21 protein-coding genes are annotated in these 26,615 nt (G+C 42.8%); 10 read left to right on the forward strand and 11 right to left on the reverse strand.

Annotated elements, in window-relative coordinates:
* Positions 1-55: 55 nt before the first annotated feature.
* Positions 56-535: a hypothetical protein gene (locus tag MA_RS17095; protein ID WP_048065660.1), complete on the reverse strand. Its 480-nt coding sequence runs from the start codon at positions 533-535 to the stop codon at positions 56-58.
* A 281-nt stretch (positions 536-816) separates the two neighbouring features.
* On the opposite strand from MA_RS17095, the gene MA_RS17100 reads away from it, so the two are divergent.
* Positions 817-1,281, forward strand: a complete 465-nt coding sequence (locus MA_RS17100) for a hypothetical protein (RefSeq protein WP_011023210.1) — start codon at positions 817-819, stop codon at positions 1,279-1,281.
* 82 nt (positions 1,282-1,363) lie between these two features.
* Here the strand turns inward: MA_RS17100 and MA_RS17105 are convergent, their stop codons facing one another.
* From MA_RS17105 to MA_RS17120, 5 genes are all read right to left on the reverse strand, one after another.
* Positions 1,364-1,951 carry a DUF4013 domain-containing protein gene (locus MA_RS17105; protein ID WP_011023211.1) on the reverse strand — a complete coding sequence of 196 codons (588 nt, stop codon included), beginning with the start codon at positions 1,949-1,951 and terminating at the stop codon, positions 1,364-1,366.
* 583 nt (positions 1,952-2,534) lie between these two features.
* Positions 2,535-2,711, reverse strand: coding sequence for a hypothetical protein (locus MA_RS27360; protein WP_157860295.1), 177 nt, complete (start codon positions 2,709-2,711; stop codon positions 2,535-2,537).
* A 312-nt stretch (positions 2,712-3,023) separates the two neighbouring features.
* A complete protein-coding gene (pyrG, locus tag MA_RS17110) occupies positions 3,024-4,628 on the reverse strand; it encodes a glutamine hydrolyzing CTP synthase (RefSeq protein WP_011023212.1) in 1,605 nt (534 codons plus the stop codon).
* A 601-nt stretch (positions 4,629-5,229) separates the two neighbouring features.
* Positions 5,230-5,967: a DUF7524 family protein gene (locus tag MA_RS17115; protein WP_011023213.1), complete on the reverse strand. Its 738-nt coding sequence runs from the start codon at positions 5,965-5,967 to the stop codon at positions 5,230-5,232.
* Positions 5,968-5,981: 14 nt separating this feature from the next.
* A complete protein-coding gene (locus MA_RS17120) occupies positions 5,982-6,164 on the reverse strand; it encodes a methytransferase partner Trm112 (RefSeq protein WP_011023214.1) in 183 nt (60 codons plus the stop codon).
* 759 nt (positions 6,165-6,923) lie between these two features.
* Between MA_RS17120 and cooS the strand changes: the two genes are divergently transcribed.
* The 5 genes from cooS (at position 6,924) to MA_RS17145 (ending at position 13,214) form a co-directional block, all read left to right on the forward strand.
* Positions 6,924-8,798, forward strand: a complete 1,875-nt coding sequence (gene cooS, locus MA_RS17125) for an anaerobic carbon-monoxide dehydrogenase catalytic subunit (protein WP_048066467.1) — start codon at positions 6,924-6,926, stop codon at positions 8,796-8,798.
* Between the two features lie 13 nt (positions 8,799-8,811).
* Positions 8,812-9,327 (forward strand): 4Fe-4S dicluster domain-containing protein, encoded by a 516-nt coding sequence (locus tag MA_RS17130; RefSeq protein ID WP_011023216.1) that lies wholly within the window; start codon positions 8,812-8,814, stop codon positions 9,325-9,327.
* Between the two features lie 621 nt (positions 9,328-9,948).
* A complete protein-coding gene (locus tag MA_RS17135) occupies positions 9,949-10,407 on the forward strand; it encodes a universal stress protein (RefSeq protein ID WP_011023217.1) in 459 nt (152 codons plus the stop codon).
* A gap of 245 nt (positions 10,408-10,652) precedes the next feature.
* Positions 10,653-11,591, forward strand: coding sequence for a nucleoside recognition domain-containing protein (locus MA_RS17140; RefSeq protein WP_011023218.1), 939 nt, complete (start codon positions 10,653-10,655; stop codon positions 11,589-11,591).
* A 1,170-nt stretch (positions 11,592-12,761) separates the two neighbouring features.
* Positions 12,762-13,214: a universal stress protein gene (locus tag MA_RS17145; protein ID WP_011023219.1), complete on the forward strand. Its 453-nt coding sequence runs from the start codon at positions 12,762-12,764 to the stop codon at positions 13,212-13,214.
* 172 nt (positions 13,215-13,386) lie between these two features.
* Here the strand turns inward: MA_RS17145 and MA_RS17150 are convergent, their stop codons facing one another.
* The 3 genes from MA_RS17150 to lonB are packed head-to-tail and all read right to left on the reverse strand — an operon-like array spanning position 13,387 to position 18,174.
* Positions 13,387-14,697, reverse strand: coding sequence for a TldD/PmbA family protein (locus MA_RS17150; protein WP_048065661.1), 1,311 nt, complete (start codon positions 14,695-14,697; stop codon positions 13,387-13,389).
* 1 nt (position 14,698) lies between these two features.
* Entirely contained in the window at positions 14,699-16,039 is a 1,341-nt protein-coding gene (locus tag MA_RS17155; RefSeq protein WP_226990640.1) for a TldD/PmbA family protein, read from the reverse strand.
* Positions 16,040-16,041: 2 nt separating this feature from the next.
* Positions 16,042-18,174, reverse strand: coding sequence for an ATP-dependent protease LonB (gene lonB, locus MA_RS17160; protein ID WP_011023222.1), 2,133 nt, complete (start codon positions 18,172-18,174; stop codon positions 16,042-16,044).
* A 456-nt stretch (positions 18,175-18,630) separates the two neighbouring features.
* On the opposite strand from lonB, the gene MA_RS17165 reads away from it, so the two are divergent.
* The gene (locus MA_RS17165) at positions 18,631-19,395 is read left to right on the forward strand and encodes a tetratricopeptide repeat protein (RefSeq protein ID WP_011023223.1); all 765 of its coding nucleotides are present in this window, start codon (positions 18,631-18,633) and stop codon (positions 19,393-19,395) included.
* A 20-nt stretch (positions 19,396-19,415) separates the two neighbouring features.
* On the opposite strand, the gene MA_RS17170 is transcribed toward MA_RS17165, so the two are convergent.
* Positions 19,416-19,856, reverse strand: a complete 441-nt coding sequence (locus tag MA_RS17170; protein ID WP_011023224.1) for a hypothetical protein — start codon at positions 19,854-19,856, stop codon at positions 19,416-19,418.
* A gap of 523 nt (positions 19,857-20,379) precedes the next feature.
* Here MA_RS17170 and MA_RS17175 point away from each other — a divergent pair.
* The 3 genes from MA_RS17175 (at position 20,380) to MA_RS17185 (ending at position 25,544) form a co-directional block, all read left to right on the forward strand.
* Positions 20,380-21,150 carry a DUF2225 domain-containing protein gene (locus MA_RS17175; protein WP_048065662.1) on the forward strand — a complete coding sequence of 257 codons (771 nt, stop codon included), beginning with the start codon at positions 20,380-20,382 and terminating at the stop codon, positions 21,148-21,150.
* Positions 21,151-21,385: 235 nt separating this feature from the next.
* Positions 21,386-23,548, forward strand: coding sequence for a tetratricopeptide repeat protein (locus MA_RS24755; protein ID WP_162013089.1), 2,163 nt, complete (start codon positions 21,386-21,388; stop codon positions 23,546-23,548).
* A gap of 1 nt (position 23,549) precedes the next feature.
* Positions 23,550-25,544, forward strand: a complete 1,995-nt coding sequence (locus MA_RS17185; protein ID WP_011023227.1) for a nitrilase-related carbon-nitrogen hydrolase — start codon at positions 23,550-23,552, stop codon at positions 25,542-25,544.
* 562 nt (positions 25,545-26,106) lie between these two features.
* Here MA_RS17185 and MA_RS17190 read toward each other — a convergent pair.
* Positions 26,107-26,316 (reverse strand): zinc ribbon domain-containing protein, encoded by a 210-nt coding sequence (locus MA_RS17190; protein WP_048065663.1) that lies wholly within the window; start codon positions 26,314-26,316, stop codon positions 26,107-26,109.
* Positions 26,317-26,615: the final 299 nt, after the last annotated feature.

Here is a 26,615-nt window from a genome sequence, read left to right on the forward strand (position 1 = left end):
ACCTCAAAACCTGAACACTAAGTTCGATAACCTCAAATTAAGAAACAAATAATGTTTATTCCATTCCCCTTACCATGCCAAGAAACACGAGTTTTTTTGCTTCCTGTACAGGGAGAAGGTAGCCGTCGAACTCGTCAATTTTGGGATTTGAGGGGTCTACCCCGTATTTTTCAATATAAGCTGCCCTTGCTTCCTCTATTATTGCTAACATTTCCTGCTCGTTCATCACAACATCATAATCCACACCTTCTTTCGAACCCTCCGGAGGTTCACCTGTCTCGGTGACCAGAACTCTTGAGTTACTTTGAAGAACAGTACCTTCAAGGTAATTTGGAAGTTCTCCCCTGGCAAATTTCAGGTCATTTTCCGTAATCTCGTATTTGTCATACATATCCTGCAGTTCCTCTTCCGTATAACTCAGATGGCCGGTAAGAACCATATCAGCAGCTGCCTCAACCTGGCTATTGTGAAATGCTCCGAGAATCCCAACGACACACCCAAAAAATACGATTACTGCTACCCATGTTTTATTCATGAAAGCCTCTCCGATGGTCAATGTCGAATACAAAAAATCAAGTACATTACAAAATAAAAAAGAAATTTTAAATAATATAATGTTTCTGTAAAAAAATCAAATTTTTCAAAATTATAAAATAATTTAGTGAAATAAAATTTAAATTTTCTATTTAGTTAGATAGTATGGAGAGAAAAAGACAAATAGACCCTATATCCAAAAATTGATGAAGTGGAGGGTTAAAGTATGCAAAAGGGAAAAGAAAAATGGGAAGCGAATAGCAGAAGAAAACAGGTAAGAATATGAAACATGGAACAGCTGCGCTGGTCTTAGTGTTCTTCCTGGTAATTGTCTTCTTTATACCGACTGAGGATACACAAGAAGCTGCAGGTAGCGGAAGAGAAGAAGAGGCTGGTGAAAGAACTGCCAGTGCACCCTGGTTTAATGAAGGCGATCCCTGGTTTGTTGAAGGTGACGAATTAAACCGGATGAGCGGTGAAGAACTCCGTGCCCTTGCCGAACAGAACGAGACGGTAAGGATAATGCTCGAAGAAGACCAGAAGCCTGAGCCCGTCAGGATCGAAAGTCTTGAGGATCTGGAACACCTTCCGGAAAACTATCCTGAAGAATTAAAAAAACAGATAATTGAAGATTACCTTGCGAGACAGAACTTCTCGGAAGAAACAGCAAAAACTTCTGACAATATCACAGAATCAACAACAAATGAAGAAAACGAATTAACAACAAGTAGAAACGAATCAACGTAAAAATCCATGTATCCAGATTACAGAAAAAACATTCAGGCCAGAAAAATCTGGCCGGAAATGGATATAAAATCCTTATAATGATTTATAGACTTGAACCTTCTCTCTTTTCCACCAATCTTCCGTACATGTCTGCAAAGAATATCATGTTTGCAAACAACATTGCAGGTATTCCCACAAGTACTATTGAGAGGATCAAAAAGATAAAGTTAAGGGCATACTGTTTCAGCGCTGTAGTGATGTACTCTCCAATATTATCTCTGACAACTTTCAGAATGTCAAACTCAAAGAAAGACTCAACGGTTTGTTTCCTGTAGAAGTTAATGGCAAGCATCGGAATCACAAAGACCCCTAACAACAGACTGACAAGGCTCCCCAGGACTTCGTTAACATACATTGCAGCAAACAGTACAACTGAATATACTATGTAGAAAGGAAGAGCTTTCAGGAAAAACAGGAATCCGAGCTTCAGGTCTTCCATAAAATCGAGCTTGATAAGCCCCTCATATCTGCCTTCAATAAATTCATTAACAATCCTTACAGAATAGCCTAAAAGTGCAAGCCAGCCTATTATCGGAACAATTAATAGCAGTACATATAGAAGCCTTTGCGGTTTTTTGAATGGATATTTCAAAGCCTCTGAAAAAATTATGGTTTCTATAATAATCACCATATATAATCCGGCTTTCTAAGTATATAAAACTTATTAAAAATAAAATAATAGATATGAACAAAAATAAACATATTAATTTACAAAGAGGCAGGAGATTTTAAAAGTAGAGCCGGAAAAAATTCTGTTTTAAATGAAAAAATATAGAAGATAAAATCGGAGAATAAGGTCTAAAAAAGCCCTAAATAAGCAAAAAGAAAGTAAAATTGAAAAAAATAGTTTTATATGTGAATGTAGCACTTTAATGACTTATTATAAACATTTGAATTCTGGTTACCGTATATCAAGCCATCAGAAAGATTGAAAATGCAACCTATTCGTATGATTTCTGCATCTCTGATATTATTATATTTTTATTTAAGTTGCTTTCATAAGTGTACAAAATACTTAATAATTGAGCTTTGAAAGTCTGAAAAGAGAAAACATAAGTCAAGATGTGACAATTTTTAAAACTTCAGTAAGCTAAAAAGCCGGAATTAAAAGTCCTCAAAATTGCGCAGGGACTGATAAGAAATGTCCGGGACCGGGTTTTATAAGCCCCGGACCCTCTCACGAATGTAAAACAAAAAGAGAAAGATATCAAAGGTTATTTTTTCTTTCTTTCCTTTGCAAGCTTCTTCTTTGCGTCCTTGCTGCCCGCAGAAGCCAGTTTTTCCAGTTCCTGCATCTTTTCTCTCTTAGCGCTTTTTTTCTTCTCCAAATCTTTTTTAGACATTGCCATGTTGCATACCTTCATAGAATTAATGAAGTCAAGAATATCCATACAGATACCAATTCAATACAGTACCTCAACAGATATCACATTAATCCCTTACTTTCATTTTTAAAACTATTTAGTATTTTCCCGCAAGAGAAATCCTCCGCTCCCCGTATGAAGGATATAAAGAGCCTAAAAACCGGTTTTTCAGGAATTTCAGTTAAGAGATCTCAGTTAGGAATTTCAGTAAGAGAAGCTAGGTTAGAGAATCTAAGTTAAGAAATCCAGGTTAATAATTGAAAAAAGCAAAAAAAAGATTATAGAGAGAGCAAATTCTCTCCAATCACTCTGGTAGGGTTTATTGTCCTTCCTTCAGGATTACTGGCCTTCCTTTTCCTTATTATATTTGCACATTGCCCTGACGAGGCCCTTGAACGGGGGAGATGGTCTGCCCGGTCTTGACCTGAACTCGGGGTGGAACTGAGAGGCAAAGAAGAAACGTTTGTCAGGAATTTCGGCAATTTCCATCCTGTTTTTGTTTTTGCCGGAAAAGACTATGCCAAAGGACTCAAGTCTATCCACGAACTCAGGGTTGACCTCATACCTGTGGCGATGGCGCTCGACAATGTAATTGGTGCCGTAGAGTTTTGTTGCAAGGGAACCGTCTTTTAGGATAGCGTCATAGTCCCCAAGACGCATGGTGCCGCCCATATCCGCAACTCCGGTCTGCTCCGGGAGGATGTCAATGACCGGGTAGGGAGTGTCTTCATCAAACTCCGTACTGTTTGCGTTTTCAAGATTTACAACATTTCGGGCAAATTCTATCACAGCAAGCTGCATGCCAAGGCAGATCCCGAGGAATGGGACATCATTTTCCCTGGCAAATTTGATTGCAAGCATCTTGCCTTCAGTCCCGCGTCCCCCAAAACCTCCGGGAATCAGGATGCCGTCAAACTGTCTGAGCTTCTCAATCTCTGCAGGGTCTTCTTCCAGGGTTTCAGCCTCAACCATGTTGACTTCAACCTTACAACCATTATCAATTCCGCCGTGCTTGACAGCTTCAAGGATACTGAGGTAAGAGTCTTCAAGGTTTGTGTATTTGCCTACGATTGCCAGCTTGACCTCTTCGGTTGTGGACTTCATCCTTGAAACCATTTCCCTCCATCCATTGTCCTCTACACTGGACTCCAGCTTCAGGTGCTTCATGAGCCTTGTGGTCAGGCCCTGCTCTTCAATCTCAAGAGGCACTTCATAAATATCAGCGGCATCATGAGCGCTGATAACCAGTTCCTGAGGCACATCACAGAATAAGGCGATTTTTTCCTTGGCGCTTTCCTGAAGAGGGGTCTTTGACCTCGTAACTATCACTTCAGGGCTCAGACCAAGTGCTCGGAGTTCTTTTACTGAGTGCTGAGAAGGCTTGGTTTTCTGTTCGCCCTGGAGGTCTTCCATAACAAGGGTAACATGAATAAAGACAATATTTTCGGAAGGTTCTTCCCTGTGCATCTGACGGACAGCTTCGAGGAAAGGCATGCTTTCTATGTCTCCGACAGTCCCTCCGATTTCAACAAGACAGACATCAGCCCCACTCCTGGCTGCAACCTTTCTTATTCTGCTCTTAATCTCGTTTGTGATATGGGGGATGATCTGGACGGTCTTTCCGAGGTAGTCTCCTCTTCTCTCCTTGGCGATCACTTCCTGGTAGATCTTGCCTGTGGTAAGGTTGTGGTCTCGGGTAAGTTCCGTGTCAAGGAACCTCTCGTAGTTTCCGAGGTCCAGGTCAACTTCACCCCCGTCCCTGAGCACAAAAACTTCCCCGTGCTGGTAGGGGCTCATGGTGCCGGCATCAATATTGATGTAAGGGTCGATCTTGATAGCCGTAACTTTGTAACCTTTATTTTTCAGGTTTCTGCCGATGGACGCGATGGTGATGCCTTTCCCAAGCCCGCTCATCACCCCACCGGTAACTACGATATATTTCATGGGTAAGCTTCCTCGATAATTTTTCTAATAAAGGGTTTTAGACCAAAAGATTCCTGTGAATTTCAGACTAAAAAACAATCAGATAATATATCAAATGATTTACTTCAATGCTTGTGTACGAACACAATACCAATATCTTCATGATATAAAAAATACTCTCTAATTCCCTAAAAGAACAACCTCAAATAGTAAACGGAAACCGGAGCCTGCTTACAACGACACCTTGGAAAAAGCTAAAAAAAGAACCGGAAAACTCAAACATGGAAAATTTAATTAAGAAATTAAGCAGGAAAAAATTAAGCAGGAAAAAAATTAAGCAGGAAAAAAATTAAGCAGGAAAAAAATTAAGCAGGAAAAAAATTAAGCAGGAAAAAAAGTAAGCAGGAAAAAAATTAAGCAGGAAAAAAAGTAAGCAGGAAAAAAAGTAAGCAGGAAAAAAATTAAGCAGGAAAAAAATTAAGTAGGAAGGAAATTCAGATAAACGAGCTTATCCGAAAAATCCTGCCAACTGGAAATTATACTTTTCAGAAAATCTGATTCCGACCGAATATATTTCATCCGGACTGCAAAATAAAATACAAATCCGGTCTTTCGACGTCACTCAACCTTCTTCCATGATTTTTAGCAGGATGTAAGTAGTACAGGTCACAAACAGGATTGAGAATAAAAGGGCCTGAGGAAAACTGACACTGAACTGGAGCCCGGCTGGCAGAATGAAGTACAGGAAGAATAAGCACACGAGCAGCAAAAAACCTCCGAAAGCCAGGACAAGGGGAAACCTTTCGTTCTGTCCCATACCTCTTCGGGTCCTTTTTCCCGGAGAGGAAAATCCTCCTTTAAAGCCCCCCAGGATCCCGCCAGAACCGCCTCCTGTCCTTGAACGTGAGGTTTTCTTTACAGGCTCTGACACTGAAGGCCTTGAGGATATAAATTCTTCAGTATCTTCTTCCCATTTCTCAGGCTCATCCTTTGAGGACTCCTGCGGCTTTGCCTCGACCTTCCCGAGCTGGACAGGAAAACCTTTCTTTTTTGAACCGTACCCTGCAGTGATGAAGATCTGACCATTTGTAAGTATCCTGCCTTCCTGCGGGATTCTTGCAACTGCGGATACGTATTCCTTCTGGAGCACATAGGGGTTGTCCCGCAAAAAAGTGATCTGGCCTTTCAGTTCTTCACTAACGGAAAGGTGAATATGGGTTGGAGATCCGTGATTTGTAATCAGGATTTCGAAAGTTTTCTCTTCACCGGGATAGAGAGGGATCTCAATGCTTTCTTTTTCAAACTCTATAGAGTTTATTTCCTGCCGGTTAATGACAACGTTCTGGAATATCTGCTCCAAGTTAAACCCTCACATCAGTTTCTGAGGTCCGGAGGAAGCAAATTCGGAATCCCCTCATCTATAGGATAATGCTCTTTACAGACTGGGCAGTAGAGGGTTCCGGATATGACCTCTTCTTCATTTTCTTCAACAACGTTCAAGATCAGGTTGCCCTTACATACAGGGCAGGCCAGAATATCCATAAGATCTTTTTTCACAAAAATTCACCATCAAAGCCACTTTTGCGATAGGGGAGACAGAATGATACTTTTTGCAGGGAATTTCAGGGCTCCTTAATATAAGTCTCGTTTCTTATTATTCCATTTCCTGCTTCTTAGTCCTTCATCCTGAGATAAAAATCTGATACTGATATTTACTAGTAATTCTTCTATATTCGCCAGGGTTGGTTTACTTATACTTTTTGCAGATCTCGTATCCTTTTGAAAGCCTCTTCTTTCCTATCCTTGAGATTCGGCGTTCTGAGGCCCCTGCCTCCTGGCATTAATTAGTCCTGAAGATTCCAGGTACTGGCTTATTTATTCATTTCACCGGACTTTTCTCATCTGTATCTTTTTATCTACGTTATTCCGGGTATTTAATATATTCAGTTAATCTTTCTTCTACTCAGTTAATCTTCTTCAATTCATCTTCCTATTTTAATGTGATCTATGGCGTACTTACAGATAACTATTATTTTACGAACTACTTATGATTTGAGTTTTTAACGCTTCAAGTGAGATAACAAATTAAAATAGGTATTAACAAATTGCTTTTTTTTAAAAAGGTTTATAAAATATATAACATTTGATAATCCTGAATAATTTTTTTCCTAACTGAACAAGTTGAACTTCGGCAACCGGATAAAATTAGCTCAATATATTTCATGATCACAAGTTTCAGAAAACCCCCTGATTCAGGAAGCGGAAACTGAATTCCGGGAAGGAAATATAAAACATTGTAAAAGTGTGGGAAAAGAAATGAAGCAGACAGCATTTGAGAAAAGCATTGACTCTGCCAGCCAGATAATGCTCCAGAAAGCAGAAGATGAAGGTATAGAAACTGCCTGGGACCGGTATGAACAACAACTGCCCCAGTGCAGCTTCGGGCAACTCGGAATCTGCTGCCGGAACTGTAACATGGGCCCCTGCAGGATAGACCCTTTCGGAGAAGGAACCGAGAAGGGAATATGCGGTGCTACTGCAGACATCATAGTTGCAAGAAACCTCCTGAGAATGATTGCCGCAGGGGCAGCAGCCCATTCCGACCATGCAAGAGACGCAGTATTAACTTTTAAGAAAATGAGCGAGGGAAAAGCCGGAAGCTACAGGATAAAAGATGAAGCAAAACTATACTCCCTTGCTTCGGAATACGGAATTTCCGCTGAGGAAAAGAGCCGGGAAGAAGTTGCAGTCGAACTTGCCAGCGCTCTACTTTCGGAATTCGGAAAACAGGAGGGGCCAATTTTATGTACAAAACGGGCTCCGGAATCAAGGCTCAAGCTCTGGTCTGAACTCGGGATTGAGCCCAGAGGAATCGACCGGGAAATTGTAGAATGTATGCACAGGACGCATATTGGTGTGGACAATGACGCAACCCATATTCTCCTGCACGGGTTAAGGACCAGTCTATCGGACGGCTGGGGAGGTTCCATGATCGCAACTGAGATACAGGATGTTCTTTTTGGAACCCCAGAACCAAAAAAGAGCACTGTAAACCTTGGAGTGCTCTCCCATGATAAGGTAAACGTAATAGTCCACGGACACGAACCAATCCTCTCGGAAATGATTGTGGAAGCTGCAGAAGACCCTGAACTTCTTGAACTTGCAGAGGAGAAGGGGGCAACGGGTATCAATGTTGCTGGGATTTGCTGTACCGGAAATGAAACCCTGATGCGTCACGGAACCCCTATAGCAGGTACCTTCCTCCAGCAGGAACTTGCAGTAATTACAGGAGCTGTGGAAGCTATGGTCGTTGACGTCCAGTGTATCATGCCGTCTCTTGGAAACCTTACCGGCTGCTACCATACAAAATTCATATCCACATCACCAAAAGCCGATTTTCCCGGAACCGCGAGAATGGAGTTCCATGAAGAGGAAGCTTATGCGACCGCAAAAGAGATCGTGAAGGCAGCCGTAGAAAATTTCCCGAACCGGAACCTCAAAAAGGTAAGCATTCCGGAAGAAAAGCAGGAATGTATGGTTGGATTCAGTGCGGAAGCGATCCTCAAAGCTCTTGGCGGAAGTCCTGCTCCTCTAATTGAAGCAATTGCAGGAGGCGCAATTAAAGGAATCGGGGCAGTAGTGGGGTGCAATAACGTAAAGATCCAGCACAATTACGGGCATGTGAACCTTGTAAAGGAGCTGATTAAAAATAATGTCCTGGTAGTGACCACAGGATGTAATGCAATTGCCTGCGCCGAAGCCGGGCTCCTTGTGCCTGAAGCTGCTGCTCTGGCAGGAGACGGACTTAAAGGTGTCTGCGAAGCCCTTGGCATCCCCCCGGTCCTGCATATGGGTTCCTGTGTTGACATAAGCCGCATCCTGGTGCTCGCTTCGGCAGTTGCAAACAGCCTGGGGGTGGACATAAGCGACCTTCCTGCTGCCGGTGCCGCCCCTGAATGGATGAGCGAAAAAGCCGTGAGTATAGGTGCTTACGTTGTTTCCTCCGGAGTGTTTACCGTGCTCGGCACGATCCCGCCAGTCCTTGGAAGCCAGGCAGTTACGGCTCTGTTGACGAAAGGCCTAGACGGCGTTATCGGAGCAAGCTTTGCCGTTGAGCCTGACCCCTTCAAAGCTGCAGACCTTATGCTTGAGCATATTGAAGGAAAAAGAAAAGCTCTGGGCTTGAAATAAAGAGGCGGTTCATATGAAAGACGTGATAATCCGGCCCGAACGCTGCATGAGCTGCCATTCCTGCGAAGTTGCCTGTGCTGTTGCACATTCAAGGAACAAAAACCTCTTTTCGGCAGTAGGAGAAGACCCCACCCCAAGAAAACGCATCTCTGTTGAGTTCCTTCCAGCTCTTGGAGCCTCCATGCCGGTCACCTGCCGCCACTGCAAAGACGCACCCTGTGTTTCGGTTTGCCCCACAAAAGCCCTTACTCAGGACACAGATACGGGCATGGTAATCCGCAACCTTGAACGCTGCGTGGACTGCTGGACATGTTCGACCGTCTGCACCCGTTTTTCGTCTCTGTACCAGTTAATTCTTGCTACAGGATGCTGGAACTCTTCCATGCTCTGCACTCACAAAATAATCGACAGGCGGACTGAAAAAGGAACCGCGATTAAATGCGATCTCTGTGAGGGTAGAGAACTCCCCGCCTGTGTGGAAGCCTGTCCCACCCATGCCCTTGTGTTTGCGGAAGTAGAAGGGCGTTAAAGAACAAATGCGATGAGAATCTTCTGAAACCTGCAAACCGAATCAAAAATGCACTTGCAGACCCTGCTGCAGGTAAAGGGGATTTGTTTACATCACATTTTAATTCTGCAAAAAGAGAACTGGACCTGTCATGTTGTAATTTTGAGGTTAAATAGCTTGGGCGCTCATTCCACAGCTAATTGTTGATATTACCCAGAGCTGTCGAGATCTTTTTTTTGGTTTCTTCCCGGTATCGCACAGGGCTGGAACCAACCCTGCCATGTTAGAAAAAATAGCCCGCAAACAGGCAATTACTGGAGACAAAATACTGAAGATCTGCCTCTCGGTTCAGGAAAATATTTATCCTGAACCCTGAAACCCGTTTTTCAATTTACAGGTAAACAGAAACACTTCCTTCAGCGGTAGCTTTCTTGGCATTCGGTCCTCCTGAGCGTAGCTCACTGCCATACCCATGAATAACTCCACTTGAGAGAATAAGATCACCACTCTAACCCATAAATTAGTCCTCTTGAGCGCAGCGAAACATTAATTAGTCCTTTTGGACTCTTCCGGACTGATACTATATAAAGGATTATTGCCCTATTAACATAAAGAACTTGAAAGAAAAAAGGGGAGTAAGGCATGAACAGCAATATCTACAGGAAGATAATGATTGCAACCGATGGTTCGGAACCCGTCAAAAAAGCGGTTGATACGGCGATTGAGATCGCAAGACTGGGCGGGGCAAAGCTCTATGCTGTATACGTGATCGCATCCGGAGGGCTTTCCCTGACTCACCCGAGAGATGTGGGATGGGATAAGGCAATGAAAGAGCACCTCACTACCGAAGGAAAGGAAGCAACAGCTTATGTCGAGACCGGAGGAAAAGCAGCAAGTGTTGAGGTCGAACCCGTAATCCTTGAAGGAAACCCGGCGCATGAAATTGTCGAGTTTGCAGAAAAAAATGATATAGACCTGATCGTGATGGGAACACACGGCAGGACAGGAGTCCAGAGGTTTTTACTGGGGAGTGTGGCTCAGAACGTGGTGAGACATTCCAGAAAAGCCGTACTCGTCGTAAGAGAGACTGAAGCCGAATAATACCGCAGTACCGGATGTAAATTCATGGCCAGGGTTGTAGAAATAAAGGGAAAAGACCCAATACAGACAAAGGTAAAAGGCCAGATACAAGCAAAGGTAAAACAACAGGTACAAACTACGGTAAAACGCTACTTATAAACTCTAAATGTTAAACCATTAACCTTAAAAACATGGAGTTTTCAGGGCAGGAGTCCCGAACTTTTTCGGGATAGATTGATTTACCTGCCCGCCCCAAATAAGCTCCAATGATAGAACTTTTCCTCAGTGTACTGGATTTTGCTCTCCCGATACTTGTAATGATTTTTGTGGGGCTTGTAGGTACCAGCGTGCTTGTGGAACTCGGCCTTATGCAGAAAATCTCAAAACTTGTGAGCCCTATTTTTGCCTATACGAACCTGCCAGAAACCTGTGCTTCAGCCTTCGTTGTGGCAATCGGGTCTGCTGTTGCTGCAAACAGCATGCTTTTTCAGGCAAAAAAGGAAAACTGCCTTGACGACAGGGAGGTCGTGCTCTGTTCAATGATGAACGCAACCCCTGCCTATTTTCGTGAACTCTTCACCTACCAGATCCCTATAGTGCTGCCTGCGCTCGGGCTCGTTGTCGGGGGATTTTACTCTCTTGTATTTGTGGTCACTGCAGTGTTCAAGATCCTGGTAATTGCGGTTGCAAGCAAGATTTTTCTTAAAGGAGACTCCTGCAAAGCCCCCGAGACTAGGAGCACGGAAAAGGTGTCTCTGAAGACCGCTTTAAAACGGGCGCTTAAAAAAGAGTTCAGGGTCTTTCTGAAGATTGCAGGAGTTTATCTTATAGCAACCACTATCATCTTTTTCCTTCAGGAGCAGGGGGCATTCGAAATATTCAGTGTACTTCCCCTTGCCGAACTTTTTAAAATTCCCCCGGAAACAATTGTCCCCCTGACAAGTTACGTTGCAAGCCCCATACTAGGGATTTCACTTCTCGGGCCCATGATCCATTCGGGAGAGATTACAAATGTGCAGGCAATGATCGTGCTTATGCTCGGTAGCATGTTCATGCTCCCCATCTTTGCCGTCCGCAGCCAGCTCCCGAGAAAAGTAGCTATTTTCGGGACACGCCTTGGGGTACAGATTGTTGCGTATTCTACGGCAATAAGCATATTTGTAAGGCTCATAGCTTTGTTAGTATTGCTTGGCATGGCTTCCTGAAGTCTTATTACAGGTTCTCAAGAAAAGTGGCATTTTAAAGGGTAATCATTTTTAAGTCAATCCCAAAACTCAAAATTTGCTTATTTGGATCTCTTAGTTTAAGCGACTAATCGGGCTTCTGATTACGAAAGCAATCCTGAATAACGTTCTGATAATCGAGATTAAAACTGGGTTTTGGGATGGGCTCTTTTATAAATTTGAAACCCGAATGCTTTCAAACTTCTACCGGCATGCCTTTTAGATTCCTGCTGACAGGCTTTTTGATTTTTACTGACAGGCTTTTTGTTTGCAATTTTTGACCTTTTTTACCTTCAGTCCGAAAAGAACAGATCGAGAATATACCGAGTGTACAGAATATAAGTATCAAATAATACAAGTTATCCAATACAAGTTATCCAAAAGAACAACAAAAACAACAAAAATTTTTCCACCCAGTAAATATTCCCTACAACGGGGAAGTATTTCCTGAAAAAACCTTTTTCAGAGGTTAGTGTTCAAAAAAATAGAGGAAGAAAATTTCAAAGGAAAGTCAAATAGACAAAATGGAACTAAATTTTACTTGAATAAACTTCCAAAAAATATAATGAGCAAATTAGTGAACGGGGATTTTTAGAGGAGGTTAAAATATGTTGGATTTGATTATAATCAAAAATATTTGATTTTGAGCTTTACCCGTTCACCAAACTCTTCTGAGGAGTAAACCATATATAAACTTTTTGGCACATAAAAAGGACAACACCCTTTTGTGCAAGAAAAAGAAGAAAAACACTGAGTTTGGAGAGTTTTTGTCCTGAAATGGCAGGTTAATAGGATAGTTAGCACATAAAATGCAGGTAGGGTATTTCGCTTAAAGAATAAAAAGCCAGAAATAGGAACAAAAAGGGTAAAAATATCTGCCAAAGATATTTAAATCGGTTTTTATCTCAGTTCCGGTGCCGGAAGATAGTATAAATTGCTTAGAAATATATGGAAAACAGCATATAATAATTGGCAGAACATAGTGTAAAGCAGGTGTTACTTACATGAAAGTGTTCACTTACAGCAGGTGTCACTTACAGGCAGATTTGCACTTATATGGAGATTATGCAGGATAGGCTTCAGAAAACAGAGCTGATCCCGGAATGAGAGGAAAATAACTTACAGGGAATAAAAAAAGAGAGGGGGTAAGGTATGAGAGAAGGAACTTATAAAAAAATAATGGTTGCAACCGATGGTTCGGTCCTCGTCAAAAAAGCTGTTGATACAGCGATTGAAATTTCCAGGCTTAGCAAAGCTAAACTTTACGCTGTATATGTTATGGTTCAGATGACCCCTCCCGTCAGGGGTTTTGGCTGGGAACAGGCTGCAATAGACCATTTCAGAAAGGAAGGAGAGACAGCTACACTTTCTGTGAAAGAAGCTGCTAAAGCCGCCGGAGTGGAAGTGGAACCCGTACTGCTTGAAGGCCATCCCGCAGACAAAATAATAGAATTTGCGGAACAGAACGACATGGAAATGATCGTGGTTGGGACTCTGGGGAAAACCGGAATTGACAGGTTCCTGCTCGGGAGTGTAGCTGAAAATGTTGTGAGGCATTCAAAAATACCTGTACTCGTGGTCAGAGGTGAAGTCCCGGAGGAATAAAGCAAAGTCAATAGACAAAAAACAGATATCCAAACCAGAGGTTTACTATTTATATTTTTCAAAAAAGAGATTTGACCTCAGGAGTGTACCTCGAGGTCGAGTTCCTGGCATCTGAGCCTTGCCTTTGAAGCCAAAAAGCCAGATTGCAGTTGATTCAGGGTACAGTCTTATTTTATCCTATTACACTCATACCGGAAACCCGGATTGAAGGCGTTATTATGCCTCCGACTTTTCTGACGTCAAAGCCTGCACCTGTAATGTTTTTCAGGAGTTCGAAAGCGTTGCCCGAAATCATGAGAGATTTTATGGGTTTGTCCAGGGCTCCGTCTTTGATTGTGAAGGCGTTTCGGGCTTCCACTGAAAAGTCCCCGGAGATTGAGTTTGCAGTATGAGCCCCGATGATCGTGGTTACGAAAACTCCGGAAGCAGTATTTGCAATAATGTCTTCCTGAGGGTAGTCGATAACGAAGTTCCTGAGCCCTACTGAGGGAGGGCTTGTATAGGAGGACCTTGAGCCGTTGCCTGTGCTCTTTACACCGGCTTTTCCTGCGGTATAGCTGTCATAGAGGTAGGTTTCAAGCACACCGTTTTTAAGGACCGTGGTGTGCTGCGAAGGAACGCCTTCATCATCCGAAGCCGCGGTCTCTATACCCGCTTCAACCAGCCCGTCATCGTAAATACACAGTTCCGGGACAGACACCTCTTCCCCGAGCTTATCGATCAGGCCTGACCTCCCTTTCTGCACATTGTCCGAATCAAGCGAGGGGGCAAGGGCATCATCGAGAATGTCCGAGAAAGCAAATGGGTGAAAGATAACATCGGTTTTCTGCGGCTCTATTTTTATTCCTCCCCTGGACTTCAGGGCAAGGTCGGAAGCATTTTTCCCGAGAGCAAAAAAGTCAATATCAAGGGAGCGAGAAACGGCGAAGTCATAGGCTGTTGAGGTGTCCCCGTTTACGGTAATCACATCGACAAAACCGGATACTGTCGTTGATTTCTCTTCAATTTCTATTCCGTTTGTGTTCAGGATTAAACGCCTGCTCCTTGAACGTGTAAAGCCTCCGGAAGTCGGGAGAGTACCGGGCATCTCTTTTGTCCCGTCAACGAGTTCTACGGCATAGCCAATACATTCTTCAAGTTCAAGAGCTTCGACCTTTTTGTCAAAGATACCCGAAACCTCAGGGTATTTGCCGTTTGAAGGAAGGGATACCCAATCAGGGTCGTTTTCCCGGACCCGGGCTTCTGCAACCGCAACCTTTACGGCATTTTCGAGATCTTGTGCAGAGTTAGTGCTGGAAAAACCCACCGCGCCGTTTACAATTGCACGGATTCCCAACCCTTCCGAGAAACGGTCTTTAGCGTTCTCAAGGGAATCTTTTTTGAAATTGACACCTGTGGAGTGGTTTGCAAAATAATAGATTTCAGCTTCTTCAGCCCCTGCTTCTTCTGCCAGTTTCAGGGCTTTTTTTGCAAGCTCGTACAATTCATGCACCTCCTACAAGGGCTTTTGAGATTGCAATATGAGGAGAACCATCCGATACGGGGACAAGCTGCCCGGCTTTTCCGCATCTTCCGGCAGTCATTTTCAGGTCATTGCCCACAAGGGTTACATGGTTGAGGATTTCAAGGGTCTTGCCTGAGAGAGAGACGTCCCTTACGAGCTCGGTAAGCTCTCCGTTCCTGATAAGGTACCCTTTTTCGGCATTGAACTGGAAGATACCTTCTCCGGTGTTTACCTGCCCGCCCCTTGAACCTACAAGGTACATGCCGTCCCTGACTTCTTCCAGCATCTCTTCAAATCTGGAATCCCCGTTATCGATGAAAGTATTGCTCATCCTGACAACAGGCATGGAATAGCCCTGAGCCCTGCAGTTTCCGGGAGTGCCTCCGAGTTTGGCTGCAGTTTCGCGGGAATGAAGGTAGGAGTTAAAAATTCCGTCCCTGATGATCTCGGTTCTTTTCGATTCGGAACCTTCGGCATCAAAAGGATAATACCCGAACTCATGCAGAGTAGGGTCATCAATAATCGTAACAAGTGTAGATGCAATCTGTTCTCCTATCCGGTTTTCAAGAATAGAGTCCCCTTCAAGCACCAGGTCTGCTTCCGAAGCATGTCCTACGGCTTCATGGGCAAAAACTCCTGCCAGTTCCTGGTCAAGCACCACAGGCATTTCTCCGCCTTTGGGGGTCTTCGCCTTCAGGAGTTCGATTGCGGTCTTTCCTGCTTTTCCGGCAAGCTCGAGGACATTTTCTTTCTCAAAAAGCTCATAACCGTATCCGAAACGACTTTCCCTGCCTGCCTGGTAGACGCCGTTTTCCGAGGCAACCGCAGAGACTGCAAAACCGACATTCAAAAGTTCATATTCACATTCCAGCCCTTCCGAACTCCGGTACTGAACTTTGAATTCGGACTCGAGATACATTACCTTGGTACTGTGAACGCCTGCGATCTTTGCATGTCCCTCAATACTCTTCAAAAGGTTTACTTTTTCTTCAATTGCAACGTCTCTCGGATCGATCCTGATTTCAGGAAGGTCTTTTACTCCGGGGGGATTTATGGCTGCAAGTTCAACTTCTTCTTTAGGGGTGCTCGCATTCATAGAAAAAGCAAGTTTTGAGGCAGCATCGACCCCGCGTTTGAGGTCTATATCCCCTTCAACAGCCGTATAACCCCAAGAACCCCCGCAGAGGGCCCTTACTCCGGCCCCCTTTGTGAAGTTTCTGGATATTTCTTCAATCTTTCCGTTATCCAGAATGATAGAAGTGGAACTGCCCTCTATCACCCTGCAGTCATAAAATTTAATGTCCTGCATAATACTATTCATGCTCAGTTCCTGCACCCGAAAAGGTTCATAGCCTGTACGGAAGCGGGTGTAACTTCCGGAATATCGAAACTTAGTTTTGTAATATTTTTGAGTTTTTCGATAATTGTATTCTTTTTCGGGCCCATAAGGCTGTGTTCCATTACTTCCGCAATTGAGGAAACAGGAATGATCTGGATCTTCTCCCTGTATGCCTTTTCAACAAGAACGTCTGCCTCGTTGGCTTTTGGTATAATGACTTTCTTCAAGCCGGCCTGAGCTGCAGCTTCGATCTTGTAGGTGACTCCGCCAACAGGCAGGACATCTCCCCTGACGGAAAGCGAACCCGTCATTGCAACAGTCTGGTCCACAGGGATCCTTTCAATAGCAGAGATTACGGCAGTTGCTATGGAAACCGAGGCACTGTCCCCTTCCACACCTTCATACGTCCCCACGAACTGTATGTGGACATCGTGACGGGAAATATCGGTCCCGGTCATGTTCTTTATCACCGCGGATACGTTCTGCACGGCTTCCTTTGCAATGGCCTTGAGTTTCCCGGTTGCAATGATCCGGCCTTCGGCTCCTGAGAGTGCAGGTGTAACTTCGGAGACAATGGGGAGTACGATTCCCGAATCTCCACCCATGACTGCAAGTCCGTTGACTCTGCCCACAGCCGAACCTTTCCTCAGGAAGGACTCGTATTCCTTGCGCTGTTCGAGGTAGCTGTCTGCAAGCTGCTGTTCGATGGATCTTGCGATCCTCTTTGCTGCAAGCACATGCTCGGCAGTTGTGATCGGAGCTCCTTCGGAGTGAGCAATGTCTCCTGCCACACGCACAAGCCCGCCAAGGTCACGGAGCTTCAGGGTAAGGTGGCCTTTCCTGCCTGCACGCCTTCTGGCTTCCCGGATCACTTCTCCTACAGCTCCCTCGTCAAAGTGAGGGATATGCCCGTCCCTGACGACTTCCTGGGCAACGAAGCGGGCCAGTTTCTTCCGGTTTTCGGGAGAGTCTGCCATGGAATCTCGCATGTAGACTTCGTACCCGTAACCTTTTATCCTCGACCGGAGCGCAGGGTGCATTTTCTGTACGGCATCCAGGTTCCCTGCAGAGACCATGATAAAGTCACATGGCACAGGCTCGGTCTTGACAAGAGCTCCCGAGCTTCTCTCGGATTGCCCGGTAATCGGGTATTCTTTTTCCTGAAGCGCAGTTAGGAGACTCTGCTGTGACTCAAGTCTCAGGGTATTGATTTCATCAATGAAAAGCACACCCTTGTGGGCTTTGTGGATATCCCCTGCTTCTACCCTGTCGTGGGCAGGAGTCTCAAGCCCTCCGGACTGGAAGGGGTCGTGCCTGACATCTCCAAGCAGAGCGCCTGCATGGGCTCCGGTTGCATCGATGTACGGGGCGTGCTCCTTGTCATAATTTGAAACCGCCAACTTCGGAATCATCATTTCCTCTTTTGGTAGGAACTGGCGGGTTAACATAAGAATCATAATGCCTGCAATGATACCCCAGAGCAGCTGGGCGACGAAGTAAGAATAGATGATGATACCCACAACAAAGAGCATCATAAGCATGTTCCGGGCCTGGGCTTTCTTTCTTGCCTCCATCTTGTGAGCCATGACAATTTCTCGGCCCTTCCCGGCGGGAACCTCCCTTATCTTGGGATTGTTAAGGTCCTCCAGGTTAGGATATACAAGGATATCCTTGAGCTCTTCTTTAGGAAGAAGTTCTGCCATTGCCTTTGCAAGCAGGGACTTTCCTGTGCCTGGTGTCCCTATCATCATGATGTGCCGTCTCTGGCCGGCGGCTTTCCTTACGACTTCCACGGCATGTTCCTGCCCCAGCACCTGGTCAATAAGGAGTTTTGGGACCTCGATGTTCGAAGTGTCCTCAAACCGGAAGCCGATGTCTATATCTTCATCTATTTCTTCACTTAACTCAGACTCGGCCATGACCTGAGTAGACTCATGAGTAGGCTCATCCTGTGTCTGATGAGTAGGCTCATCCTGTGTCTGATGAGTAGGCTCATCCTGTGTCTGGTCGGCCGCAGACGTGTCTAACTTCGGGACAGACTCCTCCACTACTTCATTGGCTTGCCTGTCCATATTCTCTGAAGACCCGTCTATGTTCTGATTACTATTATACACCATGGTTAGCTCACATATTCGAACGTTATTTGATAGACGTTATCTGATCGAGATTATATACTTGACGCTTTTGAAAAAAACAATAAACTTAATGGTAGAATAATGGACAAAAACGGCTGCTACAATAACAGACTCCTGAAGTTACTGTAACCCCATCCATACTTTGGCTAATTATATAAACTAACGGTATATAAAATTAACCTACCGCTATATATACAGTATATAGAAACCTTTTGTTATAATTATTTGCTGGCTGGACATTAGAGTAGAAAACTTGATCAGAAAATCAATTACAAAATTAACCTGTAAGAGGTTTTTGGATATTTTTTACATACCTATGCCGCATCTACTATATATAATTAAATATCATCTTTGCAGAAATTTGTGTAGAGGAAATCGGCCCGTACCTGTAAATCGATATCGACAGCTATTTAAAAAAACAAAGGGGATTTTTCTCATATGGCCAGAAGCAAGGTAAAAAATCTTCTCCTCCTGAAGCAGATCCACAGTGCTGTGACCCAGATCAAGAAAGGCAAACTGGATAAAGCCCTCGACACCCTGGATAAAGCCGAGAAATCTGCAAGACAGGCGAAATCCACGGATGCCCTTTACTATATTCTCTTTACCCGCGGAGGGATCCTTTACTCGGCAAAAGAGTATGACCGAGCCCTTGAGACCTATGAAAGAGCCCTCAAAGTAGGTTCCGAACTCCTGGAAACAGACTCGGAAAATACCGATTACCAGCATTACATGGGCACAACCCTGAGCAATACGGGAAATCTCCTCCGGAAAAAAGGTGAAATTGACAGGGCTGTCGAATCCTATTCCTCTGCCCGTAAAATATATTCGGACCTCATCACAAAGGACCCCGAAAATGCCGTTTACCGCTCATACGCCGGAGAAAACCTGAATAACTACGGATCCCTCCTCCTGGAAGCCGACTCCCCGGATTCAGCCTGTGAAATCCTGAAAGAAGCCGTAAAAATCTACGAAAAACTCTTTGAGGAAAAGCCTGAAAATCTGGGTTATCAAGCCGAACTCTCAGTCGTGCTCAGTCAGTTAGGAAGCTGCCTCAAGCAACAAGACCCAGAAGAAACCGAAACCGCAAAAAAGGCCCTGGAAAGAGCCCTGGAAATGCAGGAAAATCTACTCTCCCAGCAGTCTGATAACGAGAAAATCAAAGAGGCTATCACCCTGACAAAAGAGAGGCTGGAAGGACTTTGAGAGTGGAATTACAGGTTTTCTTACAGGTTTTTCCCGGAAAACAGCAGCATATGGACATAGAGCAGAACCATCAGTCCTACCACAAGCCCCCAGACAAACTGAAAAGTAAGATATGAATAAACGCCAAGAACAAGCACAAATAAAGCGAGGAAGACATTTGCCAGCCTGACCCTCCGCTTCATCCCGGGGTCGTGCGGAATCCCGGCTTCGTCTTCGTTCAGATCGCATTCTCTGAAATAACGCCTCTCCTGCTGCATGTAGTAGTAAAGCCTCAGGATGAGGAGATCTATAACTACGCCCCAGAGAAGCTGCCCTATATAAAGAGTGTAGAAAAAGACAGCTACAACGAAGATAGCTACAAGTATCACATACAATTTTTCATACTTGCTTTTTCCAGCAGCTTTACCGTCATCCCTGTCTGAACCTTTATCCCTTTTTTCTTTCTCTGCTTCCCTGTCCATGCTGACCCCCCTATCTGTACATTTCCTTTCCTAATGTCGATAAGCAGCAAGATGTCCAGAAAACGTGAATTAAAGAAAGGTATAGAACTTCGAACACCTATAATTAAGCTTTTAATAATATATAAAGGAGTTGGGAAAAAGCAGGCACATGGAGGAAAAACAGGGCTATTGCACAACAGATAATACTAACTATGTTGCCAATACGACGCTCTCATAATATGACTATGCCACCAATACCATGTTATCAACTATGCAACCAACACTTGCAACCAACTATACTACAATACCATGCTACCAGCTATGCTACCAACATTATGCAACCAACCTTGCCCCAATAATACGCTCAACAGGATCTATGATATTAAACTATGCCATAATACGGCTTTCATTACAACAAAACCTGTGTTACAGGAAAACCTGTGTTCGAGATACTGCCCAATATGACCCACCATGTAACAAAATCTACACTACCGGTCTATGCTGCAGCAGAACCTATAAAACATTACAGGCGTTTTTTTTAGATATGTCCGAGACACCCCAGAAATTGAGAGAAGAAGCAGTAAAATATTTTAATGAAACCCTGGATCTGATGCAAAAAGGAGAAAACGCTGAAGCCCTCGAATCCCTCCGGAAGGCCGAAAGCTCCGCCCAGAAAGCAGAAGACGGCCCCATTCTGTTCCACATCTTAAAAGTAAGAGGACAGCTGCTCCAGTCCCTGGACATGCTTGAAGAAGCCCTCGAAACCTACGCCTTTTCCTTAATTATGAGCGAAAAACTCCTCTCCGAAGACCCGGAAAACAAACTCTACACCGACACCCTCCACCTGAACCTCAACAACCTCGGAAACCTCGGCAACGCCTTCCAGAGAATGGGCAACTTCCCTTCCTCAAAACAGGCCTACGAAATAGGCATCGAAATCTGCCAGAACCTCCTCAATTCCTATCCCGAAAACGAATTCTACCGGATGTACGCCGGAAACACCCTCAACAACCTCGGAGAACTGCTTTTCACAATGGGTGAGCCCGAAGAAGCAAAAGAAAAATACGAAGAAGCCCTCAAAACCTATTCCCTCCTCCTCAAAAATTCCCCGGAAAAACCGGAATACCTCTCAGACACAGCAATGACCCTCAACAACCTCGGAAACCTCTATTCCGAAAAAGGGCAAGAGGCAGAGGCAAAAGAAAACTTCGAAAAGGCGCTTGAGATCCTGAAAAAACGGAGTGAAAAAGAACCGGGGAATGAAAAGCTGAGGGAAGAAATCAGAATCACGCAGGAAAAACTCGAAGCGATTTGAAATTTTCCTCCTCACAGCCTGAGCAGGCTAATTTTCGCGAATATCTCCACGCGCCTTCAGAAGACTTTCCCTGTATTCAAAGAAAAAAGGGCGAATAATTTCTTATTCTCTAATTTTTTGTGACAATAGATGTGTAAAAAACGCAAAATTTAAGCTTCCCTGAATTCATTCTTTTAACATGTCCGGGAGTTTGAGAGATTCAGCTATAGATCACTTCAATAAGACTATATCCTTGATGCAAAAAAGACAAAACAAAGAAGCTTTAGAAGAACTTGAAAAAGCTGAAGAAGCTGCAAAGCAAGCGAAAGCAAACGACATTCTCATCCATACCGTGAACCTGAGAGGGCAGCTTATGCTTACTCTGGGCGCTCTCGATGAAGTCCTAAGGATCTGCGGATTCGCTTCAAACTTTTTTGCGGACATACTTTTGAAAGACCCCGAAAATGAATTCTTCCAGCAAAGTTTTCAGATGAACCTCAACAACCTCGGAACTACCGGCAACTTTTACCATAACACAGGAAGATTCCCTCAAGCAAAAAAAGCCTATGAAACCGGACTTGGCATCACTCTAAAACTTCTGCAATCTTCTCCTCAAGACGATTTTTTACAAAACTATACCGGAACGACGCTAAACAATCTAGGAAACTTGCTTTCGGATATGGGGAGAATTGAAGACGCGAAAAACAGGTACGAAAAAGCACTCGAAATGAGAGAAAAACTACTCGAAAAAGACCCCGAAAATGTAGCATACCAATCATACGTAGGAGGGACACTAAACAATTTAGGAAACTTGCTTAAAAATATGGGGCGCATCGAAGACGCGAAAAACAGGTACGAAAAAGCACTCGAAATGAGAGAAAAACTACTCGAAAAAGACCCCGAAAATGTAGCATACCAATCATACGTAGCAATGACGCTAAACAATTTAGGAAACTTGCTTAAAAATATGGGGCGCATCGAAGACGCGAAAAACAAGTACGAAAAAGCACTCGAAATGAGAGAAAAACTACTCGAAAAAGACCCCGAAAATGTAGCATACCAATCAGACGTAGCAATGACGCTAAACAATTTAGGGACATTGCTTTCGGATTTGGGGAAAATTGAAGATGCGAAAAACAGGTACGAAAAAGCACTCGAAATTTACGAAAAACTACTCGAAAATGATCCCGAAAATGTAGCATACCAATCTTACGTAGCAATGGCGTTAAACAATTTAGGAAACTTGCTTAAAAATATGGGGAGAATTGAAGACGCAAAAAACAGGTACGAAAAAGCACTCGAAATGAGAGAAAAACTACTCGAAAACGACCCCGAAAATGTAGCATACCAATCAGACGTAGCAATGACGCTAAACAATTTAGGGACATTGCTTTCGGATATGGGGAGAATTGAAGATGCGAAAAACAGGTACGAAAAAGCACTCGAAATTTACGAAAAACTACTCGAAAAAGACCCCGAAAATATAGCATACCAATCAGACATAGGAGGGACACTAAACAATTTAGGGACATTGCTTTCGGATATGGGGAGAATTGAAGATGCGAAAAACAGGTACGAAAAAGCACTCGAAATTTACGAAAAACTACTCGAAAAAGACCCCGAAAATATAGCATACCAATCAGAAGTAGGAGGGACACTAAACAATTTAGGGACATTGCTTTCGGATATGGGGAGAATTGAAGACGCGAAAAACAGGTACGAAAAAGCACTCGAAATTTACGAAAAACTACTCGAAAAAGACCCCGAAAATATAGCATACCAATCAGAAGTAGGAACGATGCTAAACAATTTAGGAAACTTGCTTTCGGATATGGGGAGAATTGAAGACGCGAAAAACAGATACAAAAAAGCACTCGAAATTTACGAAAAACTACTCGAAAAAGACCCCGAAAATATAGCATACCAATCTTACGTAGGAGGGACACTCAACAATTTAGGAAACTTGCTTTCGGATATGGGGAGAATTGAAGACGCGAAAAACAGATACAAAAAAGCACTCGAAATTTACGAAAAACTACTCGAAAAAGACCCCGAAAATGTAGCATACCAATCATACGTAGGAACTATGCTAAACAATTTAGGGACATTGCTTTCGGATATGGGGAGAATTGAAGACGCGAAAAACAGATACAAAAAAGCACTCGAAATTTACGAAAAACTACTCGAAAAAGACCCCGAAAATGTAGCATACCAATCTTACGTAGGAGGGACACTCAACAATTTAGGAAACTTGCTTTCGGATATGGGGAGAATTGAAGACGCGAAAAACAGATACAAAAAAGCACTCGGAATTTACGAAAAACTACTCGAAAAAGACCCCGGAAACTTAGCATATCACTCAGAAGTGAACACGATCCAATGTAAAGTAAAAAAAGTTAAAGGTTCCGGGAGATGTTGAAATGTCAGATAATAAAGAGTCTTTAACTGATACTGAAGAAAAAAATATTGATTGTTTTGAAGAAATAAAGACAAGTCTTGAATATGTTTTAACTGTATCCGAAAATCAACTTAAAATTGATATTGAAAATGATGCATACCAATCATTAGTTGTCACAACTTCGAATAGCCTCTCATCCTTATTTCAGCATGTTGGTTTGATAGAAATAGCTAAGAAACACTTAAAGCGATCAATTGAACTTTGTAATAAAAAAATAGAGGCAGATCCACATAACTTGGCTTACAAATTAGATAGGGCAAAAGCTATATACATTCTAAGGAAAGTAGAGAATTTTTTATTTAAACGTACTTTGAGTAAAGATAGTGAAAGCGTACAAAAAACCCATCAAAAAACAACAAGTATCTCTAGCTACGAGAATAATTATTACAATAGTTTAGTTGAAAACATCGAATTAATCAAGCAAACGGAAAAAGAAGATGAAGATTACGAATCATTTGAAAATTTATACTCTCAGTTAATCGATGAAATGAAAAGTTTTAATCCAGAAATTTTCTACAACAACTGGAAACTAACAATCAAATTTGACTCCAAAAAAGTTAAAGGAAAACTGACAATAAAAATTGGAGCCACCACATTTTTTGATCGTCAACTAACTGAAGAAGAGGCAAAATATAACGAAATTGAAATCGATTTACGGGAGAGGAAATATTTTCCCAAAGGAAAAGAGTTTATCACCTTTGAAATTCCAAACCATATGCCAATAATAAAGGAATTTGACTATTTTGAAACAATAGATGGAAAACACAAAACAAGAATCTTGCAACATGATTGTTGTGGAAATCTATTTACTGGAAAGAACTTGCGGATTGCAGCAGTTCAGCTCAAGTACAATGCATATAAGGAAAATTCGGTTGTGAAAATCATGGCTGATGAAGCCTATCACCGAAAAATATTGGCGGTTCTTAAAGCTTTAAGGGGAGAAACAGACATTATAGTTTTTCCTGAATTTTCTATCCCATTTGATTTTCTTGAAGAGATACAGCAATTCTCAGATGAAAACAGAATTATTGTTGTGGCTGGAAGCCACTATGTCATCGATGAAAATATCGAAAAATATGGGAAACTATTCATTCACGAATTCGAAGAGGCAGACTTATTAAAAAATGTTTCACCTATTGTGATTCCTTCATCGAAAATAGTACATAATGAAAAGTATTTAGGAGCAAGAATAGAAGAACCTGTATTTTTTGAAGATGGAATGGAACCGGGAGAAATAAACCACATTTTCAAACTTCAAGAAAACCTCAACATTGGAATTTTGATTTGCTATGAGTTTCTGAATACAGAGTTGAGACATCGCTTAGTTCCGATTTGTAATGTAATTCTTGTACCACAGACAAACCCGAAGCCTCAAAGCTTCTACGAAATGGCTTTGAATGATATTAATCGTCCTCTGGGAGGAGGAAATACGGCTTTTGTTATGGCAAACGGGATCTTTACTGTCGATGGAGAAAAAGGGATTCAGGGAGGATATACAGGGATTGCCTTAACGCTGGACAAGCACTCAAAAACGCTAGAAGAAGAAGGTATTATCTTTCCTGTTGGGGGATCCATGGAGCAGCTTGTATTTTTAGCTTCTATAAACACTGACTATTTCCCTGCCTGGGAAGGCCAAGTAGGACAAGTACCAATCACGACAAGACTCATCCATATCTTTGAAGAATCTGAAATACTTAGGAATCCTGAGGGAAACGGAAAGGAGTTCATCGAATTAATAAGGAAAATTAATTCCTGTGAGAATCGGGAAAAATTAAGAGAGCTTCTTGAGAAAAACCGTAGAGATCTGAAAAATAGTGAAGATGCAGATAAAGGTAAGGAAAAATCCCTAATAGAACAATACTCCCCCCTCATGAATAAACATATCCAGAACATTGAAAACCTCAAATTAGAAAAGATGAAGAAAAAATGCTGTTGTATCCTGATCCCTGCAGAATAAAATGGACTTCATAATATGCAAGTTGGGACGAAAAACCGCATAACTGACTGAAAACGCTAAAGAAAGCTAAAGACTTTTAAAACTGATTCTTCTTTTACAGGCTGTCTCAAAACTAAAGTTAATTCTACAATTGTGTCAAATTTTTCTACTACAAGGTTAATTCATGTGTAAATTTTTCTAATTTAGGTGGTCTTGTTTTTAAATTCAACGTTGCTCATTATCCAATTGTAGAAATGGTTTGAGTTTTGAGACAGCCTGTTTACTTCATTTTCACGCGCAAACCGCTCTCCTGCGTCGAGCGTGACAAGAACGACCCGATACAGCAAATATGGTTTTATGGGTCAGAATAGGTAATTAAGTCCTCTTTCAGTCCTCTTGAGCGCAGCGAAAAGGACATCGTGCTCCCGAAGCGAAACTCGGGTAGGACACCGTGCTCCCGAAGCGAAACTCGGGTAGGACACCGTCCTCCCGAGACGGGACTCGGGCGGAAAAGTTAATCATCTAAAAATTAAAAAAAGGGCTGTGGAAAAAGTTCCATAGAAGAGTTCCTTATTCACGGATTTCAGGTGAACAGGTCGAAGATATTTCCAAGCGTGCTGCTGTCTGCCTGGTAGAATTCGGTGTATTTGCAGCGTTTGCAGGTGACATGAGTGAATTTTTTGTTCTGGACATCGAGGACTTTACTGAGGAAACCGCCTGTTGCGCGGATCTCACCTAGAACGTAGGAGTTGTTTCCGCATTTTGGACAGACGAAATTAATATTTTTGCTCATATTTTTTAGCCTCACTATTGTTTTTTAGATAGTTAAAAGAATAAAATAGCTTTATTCTTGCACTATTTAATCTTATTGTATAAATTGGGATAGAAAGGACGAATCCGGAACAGATTAAATGGATGCAAAAATAAGAGAGATGATTATGGATGAATATTACATCTTTATTGGATGATGTTATGCATCATTATAAATTTCATACCGTCATTATGAATTCAGATAAAAAGTTCGTCTGGAAGTAAAAAGGTTAACCGGACTTTTTCCTTCAGGGGACAGGTTCGGCAGGAAATAAATATATT

The organism is Methanosarcina acetivorans C2A (assembly GCF_000007345.1).
GTDB lineage: Archaea > Halobacteriota > Methanosarcinia > Methanosarcinales > Methanosarcinaceae > Methanosarcina > Methanosarcina acetivorans.

Excerpts from the sequence above, each read along its gene's own strand:
- MA_RS17175 (WP_048065662.1), top strand. The coding sequence starts at position 20,380 with ATGTCCGAGACACCCCAGAAATTGAGAGAAGAAGCAGTAAAATATTTT.
- MA_RS17100 (WP_011023210.1), top strand. The coding sequence starts at position 817 with ATGAAACATGGAACAGCTGCGCTGGTCTTAGTGTTCTTCCTGGTAATT.
- lonB (WP_011023222.1), bottom strand. The coding sequence starts at position 18,174 with ATGGTGTATAATAGTAATCAGAACATAGACGGGTCTTCAGAGAATATG.
- MA_RS17155 (WP_226990640.1), bottom strand. The coding sequence starts at position 16,039 with ATGAATAGTATTATGCAGGACATTAAATTTTATGACTGCAGGGTGATA.
- MA_RS17140 (WP_011023218.1), top strand. The coding sequence starts at position 10,653 with ATGATAGAACTTTTCCTCAGTGTACTGGATTTTGCTCTCCCGATACTT.
- MA_RS17130 (WP_011023216.1), top strand. The coding sequence starts at position 8,812 with ATGAAAGACGTGATAATCCGGCCCGAACGCTGCATGAGCTGCCATTCC.
- cooS (WP_048066467.1), top strand. The coding sequence starts at position 6,924 with ATGAAGCAGACAGCATTTGAGAAAAGCATTGACTCTGCCAGCCAGATA.
- MA_RS17095 (WP_048065660.1), bottom strand. The coding sequence starts at position 535 with ATGAATAAAACATGGGTAGCAGTAATCGTATTTTTTGGGTGTGTCGTT.
- MA_RS17105 (WP_011023211.1), bottom strand. The coding sequence starts at position 1,951 with ATGGTGATTATTATAGAAACCATAATTTTTTCAGAGGCTTTGAAATAT.
- MA_RS17170 (WP_011023224.1), bottom strand. The coding sequence starts at position 19,856 with ATGGACAGGGAAGCAGAGAAAGAAAAAAGGGATAAAGGTTCAGACAGG.
- MA_RS17145 (WP_011023219.1), top strand. The coding sequence starts at position 12,762 with ATGAGAGAAGGAACTTATAAAAAAATAATGGTTGCAACCGATGGTTCG.
- MA_RS24755 (WP_162013089.1), top strand. The coding sequence starts at position 21,386 with ATGCAAAAAAGACAAAACAAAGAAGCTTTAGAAGAACTTGAAAAAGCT.
- MA_RS17135 (WP_011023217.1), top strand. The coding sequence starts at position 9,949 with ATGAACAGCAATATCTACAGGAAGATAATGATTGCAACCGATGGTTCG.
- MA_RS17190 (WP_048065663.1), bottom strand. The coding sequence starts at position 26,316 with ATGAGCAAAAATATTAATTTCGTCTGTCCAAAATGCGGAAACAACTCC.
- pyrG (WP_011023212.1), bottom strand. The coding sequence starts at position 4,628 with ATGAAATATATCGTAGTTACCGGTGGGGTGATGAGCGGGCTTGGGAAA.
- MA_RS27360 (WP_157860295.1), bottom strand. The coding sequence starts at position 2,711 with ATGGATATTCTTGACTTCATTAATTCTATGAAGGTATGCAACATGGCA.
- MA_RS17165 (WP_011023223.1), top strand. The coding sequence starts at position 18,631 with ATGGCCAGAAGCAAGGTAAAAAATCTTCTCCTCCTGAAGCAGATCCAC.
- MA_RS17185 (WP_011023227.1), top strand. The coding sequence starts at position 23,550 with ATGTCAGATAATAAAGAGTCTTTAACTGATACTGAAGAAAAAAATATT.